Origin of the sequence: Streptomyces sp. NPDC004539, assembly GCF_040610055.1 — a bacterium.
Lineage (GTDB): Bacteria > Actinomycetota > Actinomycetes > Streptomycetales > Streptomycetaceae > Streptomyces.
Genome location: NZ_JBEXLS010000031.1, coordinates 56,381 through 77,356, shown reverse-complemented (window position 1 = coordinate 77,356; position 20,976 = coordinate 56,381). Strand labels below are relative to the sequence as shown.

At 73.9% G+C, this 20,976-nt stretch carries 5 protein-coding genes; 1 reads left to right on the top strand and 4 read right to left on the bottom strand.

Features of this window, described 5'->3' with window-relative positions; all coding sequences use genetic code 11:
- The first annotated feature begins 196 nt into the window (after positions 1 to 196).
- Positions 197 to 2,092 (top strand): helix-turn-helix domain-containing protein, encoded by a 1,896-nt coding sequence (locus ABZX85_RS42320; RefSeq protein WP_355881842.1) that lies wholly within the window; start codon positions 197 to 199, stop codon positions 2,090 to 2,092.
- Positions 2,093 to 2,134: 42 nt separating this feature from the next.
- On the opposite strand, the gene ABZX85_RS42315 is transcribed toward ABZX85_RS42320, so the two are convergent.
- Genes ABZX85_RS42315 through ABZX85_RS42300 form a run of 4 tightly spaced genes read right to left on the bottom strand, consistent with a single transcriptional unit; the run spans position 2,135 to position 20,975 of the window.
- Complete coding sequence (locus tag ABZX85_RS42315) at positions 2,135 to 3,385, bottom strand: diaminobutyrate--2-oxoglutarate transaminase (RefSeq protein ID WP_355881839.1); 1,251 nt, start codon at positions 3,383 to 3,385, stop codon at positions 2,135 to 2,137.
- Between the two features lie 26 nt (positions 3,386 to 3,411).
- The gene (locus tag ABZX85_RS42310) at positions 3,412 to 4,386 is read right to left on the bottom strand and encodes a TauD/TfdA family dioxygenase (protein ID WP_355881836.1); all 975 of its coding nucleotides are present in this window, start codon (positions 4,384 to 4,386) and stop codon (positions 3,412 to 3,414) included.
- 37 nt (positions 4,387 to 4,423) lie between these two features.
- On the bottom strand, positions 4,424 to 4,633 hold the full coding sequence (locus tag ABZX85_RS42305) for an MbtH family protein (protein WP_355881833.1): 210 nt from the start codon (positions 4,631 to 4,633) through the stop codon (positions 4,424 to 4,426).
- Positions 4,634 to 4,685: 52 nt separating this feature from the next.
- Positions 4,686 to 20,975, bottom strand: a complete 16,290-nt coding sequence (locus ABZX85_RS42300) for an amino acid adenylation domain-containing protein (RefSeq protein WP_355881830.1) — start codon at positions 20,973 to 20,975, stop codon at positions 4,686 to 4,688.
- Position 20,976 lies beyond the last annotated feature (1 nt).

Sequence of the window (20,976 nt, the reverse complement as noted above, 5' to 3'; positions counted from 1 at the left end):
GGCGCCTGCATCATTGTCGATGCTGAGACAGACCCGTGATGGGTGGTTCCGTTGCCCTCCCGGCAACCGGGGAAGGCCGTTGACCCCGGCCGGTTCCAGGCCACCCGCCGGCGGCCGGCGATCCCGCGGTCACCGGTCAGCGCAGTCGAGAGGCGGCCCGGAGACGGAGCCGCGCGGGCAACGGGGGCGGGGCTCTATGGCGCAGGTGGGCGACGGTACGCAGGCTGATGCCCTGACCGTGCTGGAACTACTCGCGGACGCGTCCCCGGAGGGCGCGGTCGAGGCACTCGTGTCCGCCGCCGAGTCCGAGGGAGTCACGGGGGAACGGTTACGCAGGCTGAAGGCGGCCGAACTGCTGGCCGGGCGCGTCTACGCCAGATTCCGCAAGGCCGGCGGACGGGAGTCGGGGCTGACGGGCCTGGTGGAGTTCGCCCGCGACATGATGCACGCCCCGGACCTAGACACCCTGCTGGACCTGCTGACGGCCCGCACCCGACAGCTGTTCAGGGTCGACCTGGCGTTCGTCGTGCTGGTCGACGAGAAGAACGCCGGCGTCGTCCGCAGCGGCGACGGTCACACATCGAGCGCCCTCGTCGGTTTCCGGCTCTTCCGGACGAGCGAGTCGGTCTACGGCGCCGCCCTGCCCTCCGCGCCGGCCTGGACGGCCGACCGCCGCTCGGACCCGGACTTCAACTTCGACCAGAACACCGACAGGCTTCTGCGGCAGGAAGCCGTCACCTCGCTGATGGCCATTCCGCTCAGCCGGGGAGGCGGGATCGTCGCCGTCCTGTACGCCGCCCATCGCACCACCCGGCACTTCACCGTCGACGAGGTCTCCCTCGCCGCCTCCCTCGGCGAGCTGGCCATGGCCATGTACAGCAAGCTGTGGGAACACCAGCAGCTGATCGCCGACTTCACTCTCACGGAACAGTTCACCACCCGCGCCGAACGGGCTCTGCGGGAGCTGACCGAACTGACCACCACGCAGGACCGGATGGTCAAGCAGCTGCTCAGCGGCATGGATCTGCCGGCCTTCGCCACCGAGATCGCCGGCAAGCTGCCCGGCGCGCTGCGCATCTACGCGCGCGACGGCCGAGTGGTGGCCCAGGCGGGCGACATACCCGGCGACTACGACGGCGTCGTGGCGTTCGCCGAGGCGTGGTCCTCCCGTGAGCCCCACATGCTGGACAAGGACGTCTGGGTGGCGCCCGTCTTCGCGGAGAAGGAACCGCTCGGGATACTGCTGATCCGTCCGGACCAGCCCCTGGACGACCGCCACCTGCGGTACCTGCCCCTGATAGCCCAGACGGCCGGCATATTGCTGATGATGTTCGACGCCAAGGCCGCCGCCCTGGCCGCCCAGGGCAACGAACTGCTCACCGACCTCATCAGCGGCGGCGGCCATTCCGTGGACGTGCTGGGCGACCGCGCGCACAGCCTCGGCATCGATCCGGACCGGCCGCACGTCGTCGTCGCCACCCGCACGGTCGACCGGGAGGTCCAGAGCTTCTGGGCGGCTCAGTACGCCCGGCGTCTCGGCGGTCTCTCCACCTTCTTCGAGGACGCCACCATCCTCATCCTCCCCGGCGAGGACGCCAGCCAGGCGGCCAAGGCGGTGCACGACGACCTGGTGCCCCTGGCGGGCGAAGGGGTGACGGTGGGGGCGGCCGGTCCGGCACGGGGGCTGGAGTCCGTCCGGGAGGTCTACCTGGAGGCGCGGCGCTGCCTGGACGCGATGGCCGCCCTCGGTGCCACGGGCAGTGCGGGATCGGCCCGCGACATGGGCTTCCTGGGCCTGCTGCTGTCCAGCGAGCGCGACACCGAGGGGTTCGTCCGGTCGGTGCTGGGCCCCGTGCTCGACTACGACGCCCAGCGGATGACGGAGCTGATCCCGACCCTGGAGGCGTACTACGCCGTGGGCGGTTCCCCGACCTACGCGGCACGGAAGCTGCACGTGCACCGCAACACGGTCGAACGCCGGCTGGAACGCATCAGCGAACTGCTCGGCGCGACCTGGCAGCAGGCCGACAGGTCCCTGGAGATACAGCTCGCCCTGCGCATCGCCCGCATGCGCGAGGCCCTGCGGCGCTGACCCCGGCCGCAGAGCCGGCGCCGGGTCCGGGTTCCGTGCGGCTCACCTCAGCGGCGTCACCGCGTTGCCGATCGCGTCGAGGGTCTCCTTCCACTCGGGCAGGGACATGGTCAGCGGGGGGAGGAGTTTGAGGACATGGCCGCGGCCGGAGGTCTCGGCGATGACGCCGTCGTGGAAGAGGGACGCCTGGACGCGGGCCGCGTCGGCGGTGTCGGTGAAGGCGAGACCGCTCATCGCGCCCTTGCCGACGGTGCGGGCGACGTGCGGGGGAAGCATGGCGGTGATCGAGTCGAGGCCGGTGCGGATCGCTTCGGCGAGGGCGGCGGCGTGCGCGGTGAAGTCCGGGTCGCTCCAGTGGTCCAGGGCGACGGAGCCCGCGACGAAGGCGAGGTTGTGGCCGCGGAAGGTGCCGTTGTGCTCGCCGGGCGCCCAGCGGTCGTGGTCGCGGCGGATCAGGAGCGCCGCCATCGGCAGGCCCATGCCGCTGAGGGACTTCGACAGGCACACCAGGTCGGGGTTCAGGGCGGGGGTGTCCTCGAAGCTGAAGAAGGTGCCGGTGCGCCCGCAGCCCGCCTGGATGTCGTCGACGATCACCAACGCGCCCGCCGCGTCGGCGAGTTCCCGCACCCGGGCCAGCCAGGCGGCCGGCGCGGCGTGCAGGCCGCCCTCGCCCTGGACCGTCTCCAGGAGGATCGCCGCCGGGGGCTCGGCGCCCCGCAGCACCGCCTCCTCCAGGGCTGCGGCCGGATCGCCGGCGGCCTCACTGTCGCCGTACGGCACGATCGTCACGTCCCGCAGCTCGACGCCCGCCGCGCCGCGCAGGAGGGGGGCCGAGGTGGCGGCGAGGGAGCCGAGGGAGGCGCCGTGGAAGCCGCCGGTGAAGGAGATCACCCGGGTGCGGCCGGTGACCTTGCGGGCCAGTTTCAGCGCCGCCTCCACCGCCAAGGTGCCCGCCGGGCCCGGGAACTGGACGACGAAGTCACCCATCCCCCGGGGTTCCAGGATCACTTCGGCGAACCGCTCCAGGAACTCGGCCTTGGCCGCCGTATGGAGGTCGAGCGAGTGCACCGGTCCCCCGGCCGTCAGGTACTCCACCACCCGCTTGACCATCTCCGGCGGATTGTGCCCGTAGTTGAGGGCCCCCGCCCCGCACAGCAGATCGACGTAACGGCGCCCCGAAGCGTCCCACAGGTGGCACCCCTGGGCGCGTTCGAAGACCACCGGGAAGCTGCGGCAGTAGCTGCGCACGTTCGACTCGTGCCGCTCGAACACCGCGAGTGAGGATGTGGTCATGTCCTCGGTTCCCCTTTCGGTCGTGCTCACTTGACCAGCACCGTGCCGTCCCCCGGCCTGAGGCCGCGCGAACGGCGCAGGTCGCTGAAGGCGAACGTCCGCTGGAGCCACCGGTCCTGTCCGTCGTAACGCGGCGTGAACGCCGAACGGCCGTGCAGGGTGACCCGGTTGTCGACGATCGCCAGGTCCCCGGGCGCCAGCAGCACCCCCGTGTACGTCCCGTGCGCGACCTCCGCCAGCTCGGCGAGAGCCGCGCGCCCCGCGTCCGTCACGCCCCGGGTCGCCGCCTCGTCGAAGCACCAGTCCGGGTCGTCCGGGTCCCCCGTGAGGACCGCGTGCGCGCTCCCCTCGCCGGACGGCCCGAAGGACGGCGGCGCCTGTGTCACGTACTCGGGACGGGCGAGGGCCTCACGGGTGCCCGGCGTCAGCAGCGGCAGGACGCGCCGGGCGCAACTCGTGCGCAGCTCCGCGACGTTCTCGTGGTCGGGACGCAGGCACAGCAGCATCACGTAGTCGGGCCGATGGGGGTGGAAGGCGTTCTCCGTGTGGAACGTCAGCTCCACCGAGCCCACGTTCCCCTGGACCGTCTCCTGCCCCGGCACCGGCACCACGTCCTGCACCAGCGCCCCCGACTTCTCCGCCGCGAACGCGGCCGGGTCCCCGAGCCCGGCCGCGAACAGCAGCAGGAGCGCCGCCGACAGGGACGGGGCGCGCTGCACGGACCCCTTCACCATCGGCGTGTCCGGCAGGCCGGGCGCGCCGACGGGCAGCCCGCGCAGGACGAGCGCGCCGTCCGGCCCGGAGTCCCGCCGGAACCGGCGTATCAGGCGCCGCACCTCGGCCGGCGCGTCCTCCCAGGCGTGGCGGGCGTGCGCCACCCACGCGGGGTCGTCGACCCGCTCCCCGGCCCGGCCCAGCAGGCTCCGCGTCACCAGGCCCAGGGCGGCCGAGTCGGGGTCGGTCAGCAGGGCCGGGGACTCCATCACTTCGACGCTGTTCACGTGCGTGTTCCTCTGCTCCTCGTCGCGTGGCCGTCGTTCACTCGCCCATCGCCCGGACGAGGCTGCGGGGCCGCAGGTCGGTCCACTCGCGTTCGATGTGCTCCAGGCAGGCGGTACGGCTGTCGGGGCCGAAGACGGTGCTCCAGCCGGCGGGCACGGCCGCGAAGTCGGGCCACAGGGAGTGCTGGCCCTCGTCGTTGGCCAGGACCCGGTAGACGCCGTCGGGGTTCTCGAAGGGGTTGGTCATGGCGGGTCGGTGTTCCTTTCGGGAGCCGGGAGGCACGGTGCCTCCCGGGGAGTCAGTGTTCGAGGAAGGCCCAGTAGCGGGAGATCGCCCTCTCGTCGAGGTCGGGCAGCGCGACGTCCAGCTCGCGCAGGCGGCGCACGGTCCTGGCGTTCTCGAACGTCACGGCCGGTTTCCGCTGCTCCGGCGTCTTCTGTACGTACTCCTCGATGTCCGCCAGGAAGGGGAGCATCGGCAGGTCCTGTCCGCGTTCGCTCGCGCGGAGCAGGCGGCGCAGCCACTCGGTGGCCGGGACCGCTTCCGAGACCGTCCCGCGCCGCCGGCCGTACTCGGTCATGAAGACGCTGGTGTCGACCTCGCGCGGGTGGTGGAGGTGGTGCACGCGGGAGGTTTCCGCCCCGTCGAGCATCAGCGCGACGACGGCGCGGGCGAGGACGTCGACGGGGAGCAGCGGTTCCGTCCAGGCCGGGTCGTTCGGGTGGCAGCCGAGCGCGGCGCAGCTGACCAGGAGCCGGGAGAGCAGGTCGTCCTGTGCGACGGCGCCGGTCGAGCTGTGCGCCCAGATCCGGCCGAGGCGGTAGATCGCGCCGGTGGCCCCCTGCTCGAAGGCGCGCTGCACCAGCCGGTCCGCGACCCACTTGCTCGCCGGGTACCCGCTGTCGGACGGGTGCCGTTCCCCGCCTGTCGGTGAGTCCTCCGTGACCAGGGGGGCGCCGTGCCCGAACACGGCGAGCGTGGAGACGTGGTGGAACGCCTTCGGTGTGCCCTCGGCGGCCAGCCGCAGGAGGGTGCGGGTGCCTTCCACGTTGGCGGGTTTGAGCTGGGCGTACGACGACAGGTGGTGGACGTGCGCGCCGCTGTGCAGGATCGTGTCGGCCCGCTCGCTCAGTTCCGCCCAGCGGGCGGGGTCCAGACCGAGGCCGGGGGCCGCCAGGTCGCCCCGGACGATGTGGAGCCGGGGGTCGTCGAGCGTCGTCCCGAGGTCCACGCCGAACCGCCGCACGGTCGCGGCCAGCCGCTCCTTCGCCTCGGCGTCGGTGCGTGCGCGGACGAGGCAGTGCACGCGTGCCGTGGTGCGGTGCAGCAGCTCGGCGAGGAGGAAGGCGCCGACGAACCCGGTGGCGCCGGTCAGGAGGATCTCCCGGTGCTCCCCGGACGTCGCCGGTGTGAACCGCAGCGCCGGGCTCAGTTCGGCCTCGGAGTCCGGCACCCACCCGGACCGGGAGCCGCCCTCGGCGAGGTGGCGGGCCAGTCCCGCCGGGGTCGGTGCCTCGAGGAGTGCCGAGAGGGTGACGGGGACCGTCAGCGCCTCTCCGATGCGGCGGGCGAGGCGGGTGGCGAGCAGGGAGTGCCCGCCCAGGGCGAAGAAGTCGTCGTCGGCGGAGATCTCGGGCAGCTCCAGCACCTCGGCGAACAGGCCGCACAGCAGGGCCTCCTGTTCGGTGCGCGGCGCGCGGCCGGTGCCGGCGGTGGCGTCGGGCGGGGCGGGTAGCGCCTCGCGGTCGAGCTTGCCGTTGGCGTTGAGCGGGATCGAGTCGACCTCGACGAACGCGGACGGCACGAGGTGGGCGGGCAGCACACCGGCCAGCCGTGCCCGCAACTCGTCGGCCTCCAGGGGTGTTTCGGCGACGACGTACGCCACCAGCCGCACCTCCCCCAGGCGGTCCGCACGCGCGATCACGGCGGCCCGCGCCACCCCGTCGAGGGCGGTCAGCGCGGCCTCCACCTCGCCCGGCTCGATCCGGTACCCCCGGATCTTGACCTGGTCGTCGACGCGTCCGGCGTACTCCAGCACCCCGGCGCGGTTCCAGCGCGCCCGGTCGCCCACCCGGTACATCCGGGTGCCGGGCGGGCCGTACGGGTCGGCGACGAGCCGCTCGGCGCTCTGGCCGGGCCGTCCCGCGTAACCGCGCGCGACACCGGCCCCGGCGAGGTACAGCTCGCCCCATACCCCGTCGGGGACGGGCTGGAGGCGGCTGTCGAGGACGTAGACCCGCGCGCCCCCGATCGGGCGGCCGATCGGCACCGGTCCGGTGCCAAGGGGCGCGCCGGGTTCGATCCGGTGGACGACACAGCCGACGGTCGCCTCGGTGGGGCCGTACTCGTTGACCACGACGGCGTCCGGATGCCGCTCGCGCCACGCCTGGAGGGCGGTGCCGTCGAGGGACTCGCCGCCGATGACGAGGTCGCGGACGTCGCTGACGCGGTCGGGCAGCGACTCCAGGAGCTTGAGGTGGCTCGGGGTGACCTTGAGCAGGCCGGGGGCCGGCGTCTCGGCGTCCAGCTCGGCGAACCGCACCCGGCCGCCGGTGACGAGCGGGGTGAATAGGGTGGTCACCGGCATGTCGAAGGCGAGGGACGTGTGGACCAGGGACTCGCTCGCGGCGGCCGGGTAGAGCGCGGCGGCCTCGCTCAAGTAGGCGGCGAGGGAGGCGTGTTCGACGACGACACCCTTGGGGCGGCCGGTCGAGCCGGAGGTGTGGATGAGGTAGGCGGCTTGGCGGGGGTGGACGGGGGGCCAGGGGGTGCGGCGGGAGGCGGAGCGCGCGTCGAGACCCGGCCGCGACACCCGGCCCGGCCCGGCATCGGCGTCAACCGCTGCCCCCGCCTCTGCCTCTGCCTCTGCCTTCAGCATGTCCTCGTCGACCACGACCCCCGCCCCCGCGTCCGCGATCAGCGCCTCGATCCGCGCCCGCGGATTCGACGGGTCGACCGGCAGATAGGCGGCCCCGGTGCGCAGCACGGCGAGCAGTGCCACGAGGACCTCGGGCCGACGCGGCAGCACCACGGCCACGACGGTCTCGGGCCCCGCCCCGAGCCCCGCGAGACGCCAGGCGAGCCGTTCCACCCGGTGATCGAGTTCGGTGTACGTCAGCTCAGTACCGCCCCCGACGACGGCCACGGCATCCGGCGTTCGCGCGACCTGTGACGCGAACATCTCCGGCAGCGTCGCCTCGGGCAGCGTGCGCGGAGCGGGTCCCCGCCTGTCCAGGACCTCCGTCCGTTCCGTGGCCGTCAGCAGCGGCAGCGCGTGCAGGGGACGTGCCGGGTCGGCCGTCACCTCCTCCAGCAGCCGCTCCCACCGCGCGGCCAGCGCCTCCGCCGTCTCCCGGTCGAAGAGGTCCGACGCGTACTCGACCCACCCCGACCAGCCGCCCTCGGCGTCCTCCGAGAGCGTCAGCGACAGGTCGAACTTCGCCCGGTCGCCCGGCACTTCACCGAGGCTCACCTCAAGTCCGCTCAGCGTGGGCGCGATCGCCTCCTGGTTCACCGTCAGCATGACCTGGAACAGCGGATGCCGATCGCGGGAGCGCACCGGGTTGAGGACCTCGACGAGGTGCTCGAACGGCACGTCGGTGTGGTCGTACGCCGCCAGGTCCACCGCCCGTACGCGGTCGAGGAGCCGGGTGAACGTGGGGTCGCCGGAGAGGTCGGCGCGCAGCACCAGCGTGCCCGCGAACAGGCCGACGAGGTCTTCGAGCGCGATGTCGGGACGGCCCTCGACGGGGGTGCCGATGACGATGTCGTCGCCCGCGCCGAGCCGGTGCAGCAGGGTCGCCAGGACCGCGTGGACGACCATGAAGGCGCTGGCGCCCTGCTCCCGCCCGAGTTCCTCGGCGCGCCCGCGCAGCCGGGCCGGCACGGTGAAGGGAACAGTCCCTCCGCGCTGGGAGGCGACAGCGGGCCGGGGCCGGTCCGTGGGCAGGTCGATCTGCTCGGGAACTCCGGCGAGCGTCCGGGTCCAGAACTCGACGCGGTCGGCGGGGAGTTCACGCTCCCACAGCGCGTAGTCGGCGTACTGGACCGGCAGCGGGGCCCAGTCGGGCGCGTGCCCGGCGAGCCGGGCCGTGTACGCCGTGGAGAGGTCGGCGGCGAGGGGCCGCATGGAGGAGCCGTCCCCGGCGATGTGGTGCAGGAGCAGCAGCAGGGCGTGTTCACGCGCCCCGTCGGTGAACAGCACCGCACGGACCGGCAGTTGACGATCCAGCGCGAACGGCGTCCGGGCGGCCTCGGCGAGCCCGGCGCCGAACTCGCAGGGCGCACACTCCCGGACCGTGAAGAACGGCTCCGTGCCGACGACCACCTGATGCGGGCCCTCGGGCCCCTCGGCGATCACCGTCCGCAGCACCTCATGGCGCCGGACCACATCCCCGAAGGCGTCCCGCAGCGCGTCCCGGTCGAGGGTGCCGGCCATCCGCAGGACAACGGGGATGGTGTAGGTCCGCGCCTGTCCGTCGAGCTGGTCGAGGAACCACATCCGCCGCTGGGCCGCGGACAGCGGCACCTGGCCGGGCCACTCCCGCCGCACGAGCGCGGGCCGTGCGGCCTCCGTCTCCGGAGCCCGGTCCGTCGGCGACGCGGGCTCTGCGGCCTCCGCCCCCGAGACCCGTCCCGCCAGCAGCGCGGCGAGCCCGGAGACGGTCGCGTGCTCGAACGCCTCCCGGATCGACAGCTCCGCGCCCAACTCCGCCCGTACCCGGTTCACCAGCCGGGCGACGAGCAGCGAATGGCCGCCCAGCCGGAAGAAGTTGTCGTCGGCGCCCGGCACGGGCAGCCCGAGGACGTCGGCGAAGAGGTCCGCGACCCGCCGCTCGATGCCGTCGGCGGGCGGCCGGCCCGTGCCCTCGGCGTCGAGCCCCGGGGCGGGCAGCGCCTTGCGGGCGATCTTCCCGTTCGGGGTCAGCGGCAGGACGTCCAGGACGACGAAGGCCGCCGGGACCATGTAGTCGGGCAGCGCCTTCGCGGCAGCCGCGCGCAACGTCGCCGGGTCCGCCGGACGACCCGGCTCCGGGACCACGTACGCGACGAGCCGCTTGTCGCCGGGGGTGTCCTCACGGACCACCACGGCAGCCGCGTCGATACCCGGCTGCGCCGTCAACACGGCCTCCACCTCACCGAGTTCGATCCGGAAGCCGCGGATCTTGACCTGGTCGTCCACCCGGCTGACGAACTCCAGCAGCCCCGCCGCCGTCCAGCGCCCCAAGTCGCCCGTGCGGTACATCCGGGCGCCGGGCGGACCGTACGGGTCGGCGACGAAACGCCCGGCAGTGAGACCGGGGCGGCCGTGGTAGCCACGGGTCACCAGGTCGCCCGCCACGTACAGTTCGCCGGCCGTCCCGATCGGCGCCGGGCGCAGCAGGGCGTCCAGCACGTACATCCGCGTGTTCCAGGCCGGTGTGCCGATCGTGATCACGCCGGGCGGCACCGGGTCGCCGGGGGCGATGCGGAACAGGCTGCATCCGACGGTCGTCTCGGTCGGGCCGTACTCGTTGAGGACGGTCACCTCGGGGTGTCCGGCGCGCCAGGCGTCCAGGACGTCGCCGAGCAACGACTCGCCGCCCAGGACGAGTTGGCCGGCCGGGGAGTACTCCTCGGGGACGGCGCCCAGGAGGTGGAGGTGGCTCGGGGTCGCCTTCACGAAGTCGGGGCGGGTGACACGCGCGTCCGGGTCGGGGCCGCTCGCGTTCCAGCGGACCAGTTCCACCGTGCCGCCCGAGATCAGCGGGCCGAACAGGCCGGTCGCGGTGAGGTCGAAGGAGACCGGCGAGTGCACGAGGACGCGTTCGCGCAGACTCTCGTACTCGTGTGTGGCCCACGCCAAGTAGGCGACCAGGGAGCGGTGTTCGACGACGACCGCCTTCGGGCGACCGGTCGAGCCCGAGGTGAAGATGACGAACGCGGCCTGTTCGGGCCGCCGTTCGGCGCTCAGGGGCCACGGGTCCCCCGCCGCGTCCGCCAGGATCACCGGTGCGTCCGTCAACGACCGTACGGTGTCGGCGAGTTCGGGTGAGGTCACCACGACCGCCGGAGCGATGTCCTCCAGCATGAACGCGAGGCGCTCCGCCGGGTGCGCCGGGTCCAGCGGCAGGTACCCGGCACCGGCCTTCCAGGCCGCGAGCAGTGTCACCGGGATGTCCTCGGACATTGGCAGCAGCACGGCGACGTACCGTTCGGGACCCGCGCCGAGTGCGGCGAGCCGCTGCGCCAACCGGTCCGCGCGGGCGTCGAGTTCGGCGTACGAGAGCTCGTATGTGCCGAAGACGACGGCCGGGGCGTCCGGCGTGCGCGCGACCTGGGCCTCGATCAGGTCGGTGACGGTCGCCGACGGCACGTCGCGCGTGGTGTCGTTCCACTCGGCGATCAGCAGGTGCCGTTCGTCGTCGGTCACGACGTCGAACTCGCCGACGGGGCGCTCCGGTTCGGCGGCGACGTCCGTGAGGAGGCGCGTGAAGCGTTCCGCGATCCGGGCGGCGGAGTCACGGTCGAACAGGTCGGTGGCGAACTCCAGGACTCCGCTCACCCCGCCCTCGGGCCGCTCCGACAGGAAGAACGACAGGTCGAACTTGGCGGCCGGTGACGCCACCGGCGTCACGCGCGCGGTCACCCCCGGCAGGTCGACGGCGAGGTCCAACGCCGCCTGCTGGTCGGCGGTGTTGAAGTTCAGGCCGGTCTGGAACAGCGGGTGCCGGGCCGTGGAGCGCAACGGGTTCACCGCCTCCACGACCCGCTCGAACGGCACGTCCTGATGGGCGTAGGCGGCCAGGTCGGCGGCCCGTACCCGGCGCAGTACCTCGGTGAAGGCGGGGTCCCCGGAGAGGTCGGTCCGCAGCACCAGGTTGTTCGCGAAGTAGCCGACGAGCGGGGTGAGCGCGTCGTCCGTCCGGTTCGCGACCGGGGAGCCGATCACGATGTCGTCGCCCGCGCCGAGCCGGTGCAGCAGCGTCGCCAGTACGGCCTGGACGACCATGAACACCGTCGTGTGCCGCTCCCGCGCGAGCCGGACCAGGGCCGCGTGGACCTCGGCGCCGACGGTGACCGGCACGGTGTCGCCCCGGTGGGTGGGCACGGCGGGCCGGGGCCGGTCGAAGGGGAGTTCCAGCTGTTCCGGCAGTCCCGCGAGCGCCTCGCGCCAGTGGTCGAGCTGCCGCGACAGGGCGCTGTCGGGGTCGTCCGCCGCGCCCAGCACCTTGCGCTGCCACACCGCGAAGTCCGCGTACTGCAACGGGAGTTCGGTCCAGTCCGGCGCCTCTCCCCGGCTCCGGGCCGTGTACGCGCCGGCCAGGTCTCGGGCGAGCGGCGCCATGGAGGCGCCGTCACCGGCGATGTGGTGCAGGACGAGCAGCAGGACGTGTTCCCCGGCGCCGATCTCGAACAGCCGGGCCCGCAAAGGAGGTTGGGACACGAGGTCGAACGGCGTACCGACCACCTCGGCGACCGCCGCCCCGAGCCCCGCCTCGTCGACCCGTACCACGTCCAGCGGCGACACCGACGGCAGCACCACCGGGTACGCGCCCCGCGCGTCCTCGGCGAACACCGTCCGCAGCGCCTCGTGGCGGCGCGTCAGGTCGTCCAGGGCCGCCGTCAGCGCGGCCACGTCGAGACCGCCGCTCAGCCGCAGCGCGACGGGCAGGTTGTACGTCGCCGACGGCCCCTCGAACCGGTGCAGGAACCACAGCCGCTCCTGCGCGTACGACAGCGGCAGCCGTCCCTCACGAGGCTGCGCGGTGAGGCCCGTACGGCGCGGTCCGCTCCCGGTGAGCCGGGCGGCCACCTTCGCCACGGTCGTCGCCTCGAACAGCACCGCCAGTTCGAGATCGGTGTCGAGGGCGGCGCGGATGCGGCTCGCGAGCCGCGCGACCAGCAGGGAGTGGCCGCCGAGCGCGAAGAAGTCGTCGTCGATCGACACCTCGGGCACGCCGAGGACCTCGGCGAACAGTCCGCACAGGATCTCCTCCTGCGCGGTGCGCGGCCCGCGTCCGGCGGCGTGCGTGAGGTCGGGGGCCGGCAGGGCCTTGCGGTCGAGTTTGCCGTTGGGGGTCAGCGGCAGCTCCTCCAGGGTGAGGATCTGCGCCGGGACCATGTACTCGGGAAGCCGGGCGGCGAGGCTCTCGCGCACCTCCTCGGCGTCGACCGGCGAACCGGGGACGCCTGGGACGACGTACCCCACGAGCCACTGCCCGTGCACGGCCGCCGCCGCCTGCGCGACGGCCGGATGATCCGCCAACGCGCCCTCGATCTCGCCGAGTTCGACCCGGAACCCACGCAGTTTGACCTGGTTGTCGGCGCGGCCCAGGTACTCCAGCTCGCCGTCCGCCGTCCAGCGCGCCACGTCACCCGTGCGGTACATGCGCGCGCCGGGCGGGCCGTAGGGGCTCGCCACGAACCGCTCGGCGGTCAGCGCGGCCCGGTCGAGGTAGCCGCGCGCGAGCTGGACGCCCTCGACGTACAGCTCCCCGGGCACGCCGGGAGCGACCGGGGCCAGCGTCGCGTCGAGGACGTAGGCGCGGGTGTTGGCGACCGGGCCGCCGATCAGCACCGTGGTCGTGTCCGCCGGGGCGATCCAGGCGGTGACGTCGACGGCGGCCTCGGTCGGACCGTACCCGTTGAGGAGAACGGCATCGGAACCCTCATGGAAGCGCCGGACCAGCTCGGCGGGCAGCGCCTCGTCGCCGGAGACCACCAGCCGCACCGACTCCGGGAGCCAGGTCTCGGCGAGGTAGGCGCCGAGCATCGAGGAGCTGAGGTGCACGACGCTGACGTGCTCCTCGCGCATCAGGCGCTCCAGGTAGAGCGGGTCGCGGTGTCCGTCGGGGCGGGCCACGACGAGCGTGCCGCCGTGTCCGAGGGTCCAGAAGATCTCCCACACCGAGACGTCGAAGCTCACCGGCGTCGACTGCAACACCCGGTCGACAGCGGTCAGTTGGTGGTCGGCCTGCATCCACCACAGGCGGTTCGCCATCCCGGCGTACGTGTTGACGGTCCCCTTGGGGCGGCCCGTCGAGCCGGAGGTGTAGATGACGTAGGCAGCGTTCTCACCGTGCACCGGCACACCCGGGTTCGTCGCGTCGGTGCCGGCGTCGGCGGCGATCCGGTGGAAGCCGGGTACGTCCCGGTCGGAGACGAGCAGCGCCGCCCCGGAGTCGTCGAGGATGTACGCGATCCGGTCCGCCGGATACCCGGTGTCGATGGGGACGTACGCGGCCCCCGTCTTCAGCACCGCCCACAGCGCCGCGATCAGGTCGACCGAGCGCGGCAGCATCACCGCGACCCGTGACTCCGGGCCCACGCCCCGCTCGATCAGGGCGTGCGCGAGCCGGTTCACGCGGGCGTTCAGCTCGCCGTACGTGACCCGCTCGCCCTCGAAGGACACGGCCTCCGCGTCAGGGTCGCGCGCCTCGAACAGTTCGACGAGGGAACGTGTGTCGGCCCAGGTCAGCGTGGTCTCGTTCCAGCCGTCCAGGACGAGCGCACGGTCTTCGGCGCCCAGCACGTCCACCTCGGACAGCCGCGTCCGCGGATCGGCGGTCACCGCCTCCAGGACCCGTACGAACCGGGCCGCGAAGCTCTCCGCCGTCCGCCGGTCGTACAGGTCGGTCGCGTACTCCAGCCGGCACAGCAGCCCGCCGCCCTCGTGGACGTGGCAGTCGAAGTGCACGTCGAACTTGGCGGTCCCGCTGGTGACCGGGCCCGGGTCGGCGGTGACGCCCGGCAGGTCGAAGCGGGCCTCGGTGAGGTCCAGCCAGGCCAGCATCACCTGGAAGAAGGCGTGCCGGGAGCGGGAGCGCTCCGGGTTCAGCTCCTCCACCAGCCGCTCGAACGGCACACCCTGGTGGGCGTAGGCGGCCAGGCCCGTCTCGCGGACGCGGACCAGCAGCTCCTCGAAGCGCGGGTCCTCGGAGGTGTCGAAGCGGTAGACCAGGGTGTTGATGAACACGCCGATCACGTCGTCGAGGGCCGAGTCCGGGCGGTCCGCGATGACCCCGCCGAGCGGGATGTCCTCGCCCGCGCCAAGCCGGGTCAGCAGCAGCGACACCGCCGCCTGGAGGATCATGAACGGGGTGGTGCGGGTACGGCCCGCCAGGTCCAGCATCCGCCGGTACAGCTCCGGCTCCACCGGGAACTCGACGTGGTCGCCCCGGTGCGTGGCGACGGCCGGGCGGGGCCGGTCGCCGGGGAAGGAGACCTCCGGGGGCAGGCCGTCCAGGGTCTGGCGCCAGTGCTCGATCTGCCGGGGCAGGTCGGCGGCCAGGGTGTCGCGCTGCCACAGCGCGAAGTCCGGGTACTGCACCGGCAGTTCGGCGAACTCCGGGAGCCCGCCGGCGATCCGGGCCCGGTAGCCGGCGGTGACGTCGTCCGCGATCGCGCGCAGCGAGGCGCCGTCCGCAGCGATGTGGTGGACCACCAGCAGCAGGAGATGCCGCTGCGGGCCGAAGGTGTACAGGGTCGTGCGCAGCGGCACGTCCCGTGTCAGGTCGAACGGGCGGGCCGCCGACGCGGCCAGGTCCGGCGCGGGATCGCCGGTGACGGTCTCCATCGCGAACGGCGCGCCGACGGGCAGCACCACCTGGTACGGGCCCTGTTCGTCCTCCGGGTACACGGTGCGCAGCGCCTCGTGCCGGCGCACCAGGTCCGCGAGCGCCCCGCCGAGCGCGTCCGCGTCGAGCGGGCCGGAAAGCCGGATCGCGAGCGGGATGTTGTAGGTGCCCGAACCGCCCTGGAGGCGTTGCAGGAACCACATCCGCTCCTGCGCGAACGACAGCGGGACCCGCTCCGGACGCTCCTCGGCGGTGATCCGCTTGACCTGCGGCGCGAGCCCCGCGAGCCGCTCCGCGACCCCGGCGACCGTCGGCGCCGCGAACAGGTCCCGCAGCGACAGGTCCACCCCGAACGCGTCCCGCACCCGGTGCGCGAGGCGGATCATCAGGATCGACGTGCCGCCCAGCGAGAAGAACTCGTCGTCCACACCGACCTGTTCGACGCCGAGGACGTCGGCCACGACCTCGCACAGCACCTCCTCCTCCGGCGAGCGCGGCGCGCGGGAGACCCCCGCCACCGGACCGTCCGCCGGGAGGTCCGCGCGGGCGGCCGTCCCGGTGACGAGCAGCCGGTCCGCGTCGCCGACGGCCGCGAGGTCCCCGGTGGACATGTCGAGCCGGGCCGATGCGAGCAGGCCGGTGAGCAGGGCCAGCACGCGTTCGGCGGCGCCGGTCCCGCAGGAGTGGGCCAGCCGCAGCCGCAGCCGTTCCCCGGGGAACACCGACAGGGACAGCGGGTAGTGGCTGCGCTCGGCGAGGTCCGCGTGGGCCAGCCGCAGTCCGCCCGCCGCGAGACCGTCGTCCATGGGGTAGTTCTCGAACGCGACGACCGTGTCGAACAGGGCGTCGAAGCCGGTCGCCCGGGTCAGCTCCGCCAGCGAGGCGTGCTGGTGGACGTCCAGGGAGCGCTGGCCGCGCTGGAGCCGGGCGAGGAGTGCGGCGAGGGACTCGTCCCGGTCGATCCGCACCCGCACCGGGAGCGTGTTGACGAACAGGCCGGTCATCGCCTCCGCGCCCGGCAGCTCCGCCGGGCGCCCCGAGCGGGCCGCGCCGAACACCACGTCGTCGCGTCCGGTCAGGCCGGCCAGCAGCAGCGCCCACAGGCCCTGGACGACAGAGTTGAGGGTCAGGCCGTGCGCGCGGGCCGCCGAGACGAGCGCCTCGGTCGTCGTCCCGGACAGCTCCGTCTCGACGACGCCGTGTCCGCCCTCCACCCGTCCGGCCGGGGCCAGGAGGTTCGGTGCGGCCAGGCCCGCCAGTTCCTCGCGCCAGGCCCGCAGGGTGGCCCGCCGATTCTGTCCGGCGAGCCAGGCGAGGTAGTCCCGGTAGGCGGGTGCGGGGGCCGGCTCCTGGCCGCCGTACAGGGTGAACAGCTCGCGTACCAGCGTCGGCAGGGACCAGCCGTCCAGCAGGAGGTGGTGGTGGGTCAGGACGAGCCGGTCGCCGAGCGCCGTGAACCGCAGCAGCGGCGGCCGGACGACGCTGAAGCCGCGCGCCCGGTCCCGGGCGAGGAAGGCGTCCAACTCGGTGTCGTCGCGGACCTCGAAGGGGACGCGGACCTGCCCCGGCACGACCTGCACGGGGGCGCCCTCGGAGCGGCTGCGGAACGCGGCGCGCAGGTTGGGGTGGCGGCGCAGCAAAGCCCTCGCGGCCTCCCGCATCCGCTCGGTGTCGAAGCCGCCCTCGATGTCGAGGACGAGCTGGCCGACGTACGGGTCCTCCGGCTCGTACAGGGCGAGGAACAGCAGGCCCTCCTGGAGCGGGGAGAGCGGGAGGACGTCCGCGGCGCCCCGGAAGCGGTCCAGTTCCTCCTGGGTGACGTCGACGAGCGGTACGTCGGAGGGGGTGAGGCCGCCGGCGGTGTGGACGGCGAGTTCGGTGAGGGCGCCGGTCCAGCCGGTGGCTAGGGACCCCACCTCGGCCGCCGTGAGGACGCCCTCGGGGTAGGTCCACACGGCGGTCAGCTCGCCGTCCCGGACGTGGGCGTCGATCTGGAGGGTGTGCGCGCATCCCAGGCCGGGGTCGGCGAGCAGGCCGACCGACTCGACCCGCCAGCCGCCGAGGTCCTGGGCGTCGAGGCGGCCCAGGTAGTTGAACGCGATCTGCGGCGCGGGGAGCGCGGACAGTTCACCGGAGAGGAGGTCGTGGCCGCGTCCACCGTGCGGCAGGGCGCGCAGCTCCTCCTTGGTGCGCTGGATCAGGGCGCGGTCGGTGGCCGTTCCGGCGCCGAGGCGGACCGGGTGGACGCGGGTGAACCAGCCGACGGCCGTCGTGAGGTCGAACCCGTCGGGGAGGTGGTCGCGGCCGTGGCTCTCCAAGTCCACCAGGACCGGTCCCTCGCCCCGGTGGCGCTGGACGGCCGCCGAGAGCGCGGCGAGCAGCACGTCGTCCGCGGTGGCACGCCAGGCGGCCGGCAGGGTCGTCAGGAGCGTGTCGGTGAGGCCGGCCGGGAGGGTGACGGTGACCGTGCGGGTGGTGGCGTGGGTGTCGCGGGCGGGGTCCAGGGGACGGCTGCCGAGCAGCGGCTGCGGGGTGGCGCGGATCTCCCGCCACAGGGGGAGTTCGGCCTCGGCGCCCGTCTCGGCGAGGTGCCGGGCCCAGCGGCGCAGCGAGGTGCCGCGCGGGGAGAGCGTCGGCGAGGGGGTCAGCGCCTCGGCCAGGTCCGGCAGCAGGACCCGCCAGGAGACGCCGTCGACCACCAGGTGATGGACGACGAGTAGCAGCCGCCCGGCGTCCTCGAACCAGACCGCCCGCAGCACGACCCCCTCTTCCGGGGACAGCGCGCGCCGGGCCTCCTCCTGGTGCCGTTCGACATCGTCGCCCGCGGCACGCGTCAGGCAGTCCGCCGCCCGCACCGAACCGGCGGGCCGGATCTCCCGGCCGCGCAGCCGCAGCGCGTCGTGCCGGTCCAGCACCTGCTGGAGCGCGGTGCGGAGGCTGTCGTACGACAGGCCGGAGGGGGTGTGCAGCAGCACGGACTGGGCGAAGCCGGCGGTGGGGCCACCGCGCGCGGCGAGGCGGCGGGCCATCGGCGTCTCGGGCAGCTCGCCCACGGGGTCGTCGGTCCGCTCGGGTGCCTCGGCGGTGCCGGTGACGGCGGCGAGGCGGGCGATCGTCGGGTGGTCGAAGACGAGCTGCGGGGTCAGCACGAGCCCCTGCCGGCGGGCCCGGCCGACGAGCTGGATGACGTGGATGCTGTCCGCGCCGAGCGTGAACAGGTCGTCGTCCACGCCGAGTTCACGGTCGAGCAGTTCGGTGGTGATGGTGTGCAGGACGACCTCGGCCGCTGTGCGCGGGGCGCGGCCCGGCTTCGGTGCGGCGGGGGCGGGCAGGGCGCGCCGGTCCACCTTGCCGTTGGCGGTGACCGGGAGCGCGGGCAGCGTCAGGACCAGCGCGGGCACCATGTGCGCGGGCAGCAGTTCCGCGAGCCGGGCGCGCGGGTCGACGGCCGGGGCGCCGGTGACGTAGCCGATGAGCCGCCGGGGGCTGTCGTGGACGACGACCGCGGCCTGGGTGACCCCGGGCAGGCCCGCGAGGACCGCCTCGACCTCGGCGGGCTCCACCCGCCGGCCGTTGATCTTCACCTGGTCGTCGGCGCGGCCCACGAACTCCAGGTCACCGTCCGGGAGCCGGCGCACGAGGTCACCGGTCCGGTACATCCGGGCCCCGGCCGGGCCGTACGGGTCGGCGACGAACCGCTCGGCGGTCAGTGCCGGCCGGTCCAGGTAGCCGCGCGCCAACTGGACGCCCGCCAGGTACAGTTCGCCGGTCGTGCCGTCGGGGGCCGGGTGCAGGGCGGCGTCCAGGACGTACGCGCGGGTGCCCCGGGTGGGGGTGCCGATGGTGACGGGGACGCCGGGCGCGCAGGCGTGGGAGGTGGCGGTGACCGAGAACTCGGTGGGCCCGTAGGAGTTGTGCAGCCGGGCGTCGCACACCTGGTGGAAGCGGTCCGCGAGCCCGGCGGGGAGGGCCTCGCCGCCGCAGCTGACCATCCGCAGGGAGGGAGCGGGCTCGTACTCGTCGAGGAACGGGCCCAGCATCGACGGTACGAAGTGGATGACCGTGACCTGTTCCTCGTGCAGCAGCCGGGACAGGTAGGCGGGGTCGCGGTGGCCGTCGGGGCGGGCCACGACGAGCGTCGCGCCACGCGTGAGGGTCCAGAAGATCTCCCACACCGACACGTCGAACCCGAGGGGCGTCTTGTGCACGACCCGGTCCGCGGGGGTGAGCCGGTACTCGTCCTGCATCCAGGCCAGCATGTTCGCGATGCCCGCGTGGGTGACGACCGTGCCCTTGGGGCGGCCCGTCGTCCCGGACGTGTGGATCACGGACGCGGCGCCGTCGCCGGGAACCGTGATCCCCGGGTTCGTCTCCGTCTCCCCCAGGCCGAGGCCGGTCTCGTCGATGACGTACGCCACCCGCGCGTCGTCCAGGAGGAACGCGGCCCGCTCGGCCGGCTGGCCCGGCTCGACGGGGACGTACGCCGCGCCCGTCTTCAGGACCGCCCACAGGGCTACCACCAGGTCCACCGAGCGCGGCAGCCGGACCGCCACCCGGCTCTCCGGGCCGACCCCGGCCCGGCGCAGGGCGTGCGCGGCCCGGTTGGCGCGGGCGTTCAGCTCGCCGTAGGTGATCCGCTCCCCCTCGAAGGCGATCGCCTCGGCGTCAGGGCGGTCGGCGGCGACGGCCTCGAACAGCGCGACCAGAGAGGGGAGTTCAGGGGTGACACTGACAGCGTCACGGGTGTGGAAGCGCTCCCGCTCCCCGTCGTCCAGGAGGTCCACGGCGCCCAGCGGCAGCCCCGGATCGGCGGTGACGGCCGTCAGCAGCCGTACGTACCGGTCGCGGTGGGCGGCGACGGACTCCGGGGTGAAGCGGCCCGGGTGGGCGTTCAGCATCAACTCGACGCCGGTGCCGGACTCCGGGTCGCCGTAGGCGTGCAGCGCGAGGTCGCGGACCGGGCCGGACGCCAGCTGGTGCGCCTCGGCGAGGACCGGGCCGCAGGGCAGCCGGGCGGCGGCGAACGACAGCACGTTCACCGAGGGGCCGCCCGGAGCAGCGCCGGACAGCTCCCGGCGCAGCTCCTCCTGCGGATGACGCTGGTGCCGGGTCGCCTCGGTGAGCCGCGCCGACACCCGCTCCAGGAGGTCGGCGAAGGTCGTGGCCCCGTCCACCCGCACCCGCAGCGGCACTTCGTTGACCAGCATCGCCGGGGTCGCCAGCGCGTGCGGGCTGAGCCGGGCTGCCATGAAGACCCGTACGACGACGTCGTGGGCGCCCGTGACCCGGTGCGTGTAGGCGGCCGTCGCCGCGATGACCGGTACCGACCAGCGCTGACCGAGGTCCACGTCGAGGTGTCCCCTGACGCTGGGCAGGCTCGGCGCGAGGCCGTCGGCGCCGGAGCCCAGCTCGGTGGCGGCCGGCCGGTCGGCGAACTCCCGCTGCCAGTACTCCCCGTCGCGCCGGGCACGGGCCGAACCCCGGTACGCCGTGTGCTCGCCCAGCACCTCGGCGAGGCTCCTGAAGGTGCGGGGCGCGGGCTGCTCGCCGGCCGCGAGCGCGGTGTACGTCTCCAGGAGGCGCCGGCAGTGCAGGACCTGTCCGTAGCCGTCCAGGAGGATGTGGTGGTACCGGAAGTACAGCCAGTACCGGTTCTCACCGAGCCGCAGCAGGGTGTGGTCGAACAGGCGCTCCCCGTCCAGCGGGATCGGCAGCGCCTGCCGGGCGTCGGTCCAGGCCCGCGCGGCGGAGGGGGCGAGGTCCAGGTGCTCCAGCTCGCCTCGCACGGACGCGTCGACGTACTGCTCGACGCGCTCGCCGTCGTCGTGGAAGCGGACCCGCAGCGCCTCGGTCTCGGCGACCGTCAGCTCCACGGCGCGGGCCATGAGGACAGGGTCCACCGTGCCGGGGACGTCGAAGCGGACGCCGCAGGTGTACAGCGGGCTGCCGGTGTCGAGCCGCTGGGCGACCCACACCCCGTGCTGGGCCGCCGTCAGCGGCAGGCCCTGGTGCTCGGCGGAGACGTTCATC

Excerpts from the sequence above, each read along its gene's own strand:
- ABZX85_RS42305 (WP_355881833.1), bottom strand. The coding sequence starts at position 4,633 with ATGACCAACCCCTTCGAGAACCCCGACGGCGTCTACCGGGTCCTGGCC.
- ABZX85_RS42315 (WP_355881839.1), bottom strand. The coding sequence starts at position 3,385 with ATGACCACATCCTCACTCGCGGTGTTCGAGCGGCACGAGTCGAACGTG.
- ABZX85_RS42300 (WP_355881830.1), bottom strand. The coding sequence starts at position 20,975 with ATGAACGTCTCCGCCGAGCACCAGGGCCTGCCGCTGACGGCGGCCCAG.
- ABZX85_RS42320 (WP_355881842.1), top strand. The coding sequence starts at position 197 with ATGGCGCAGGTGGGCGACGGTACGCAGGCTGATGCCCTGACCGTGCTG.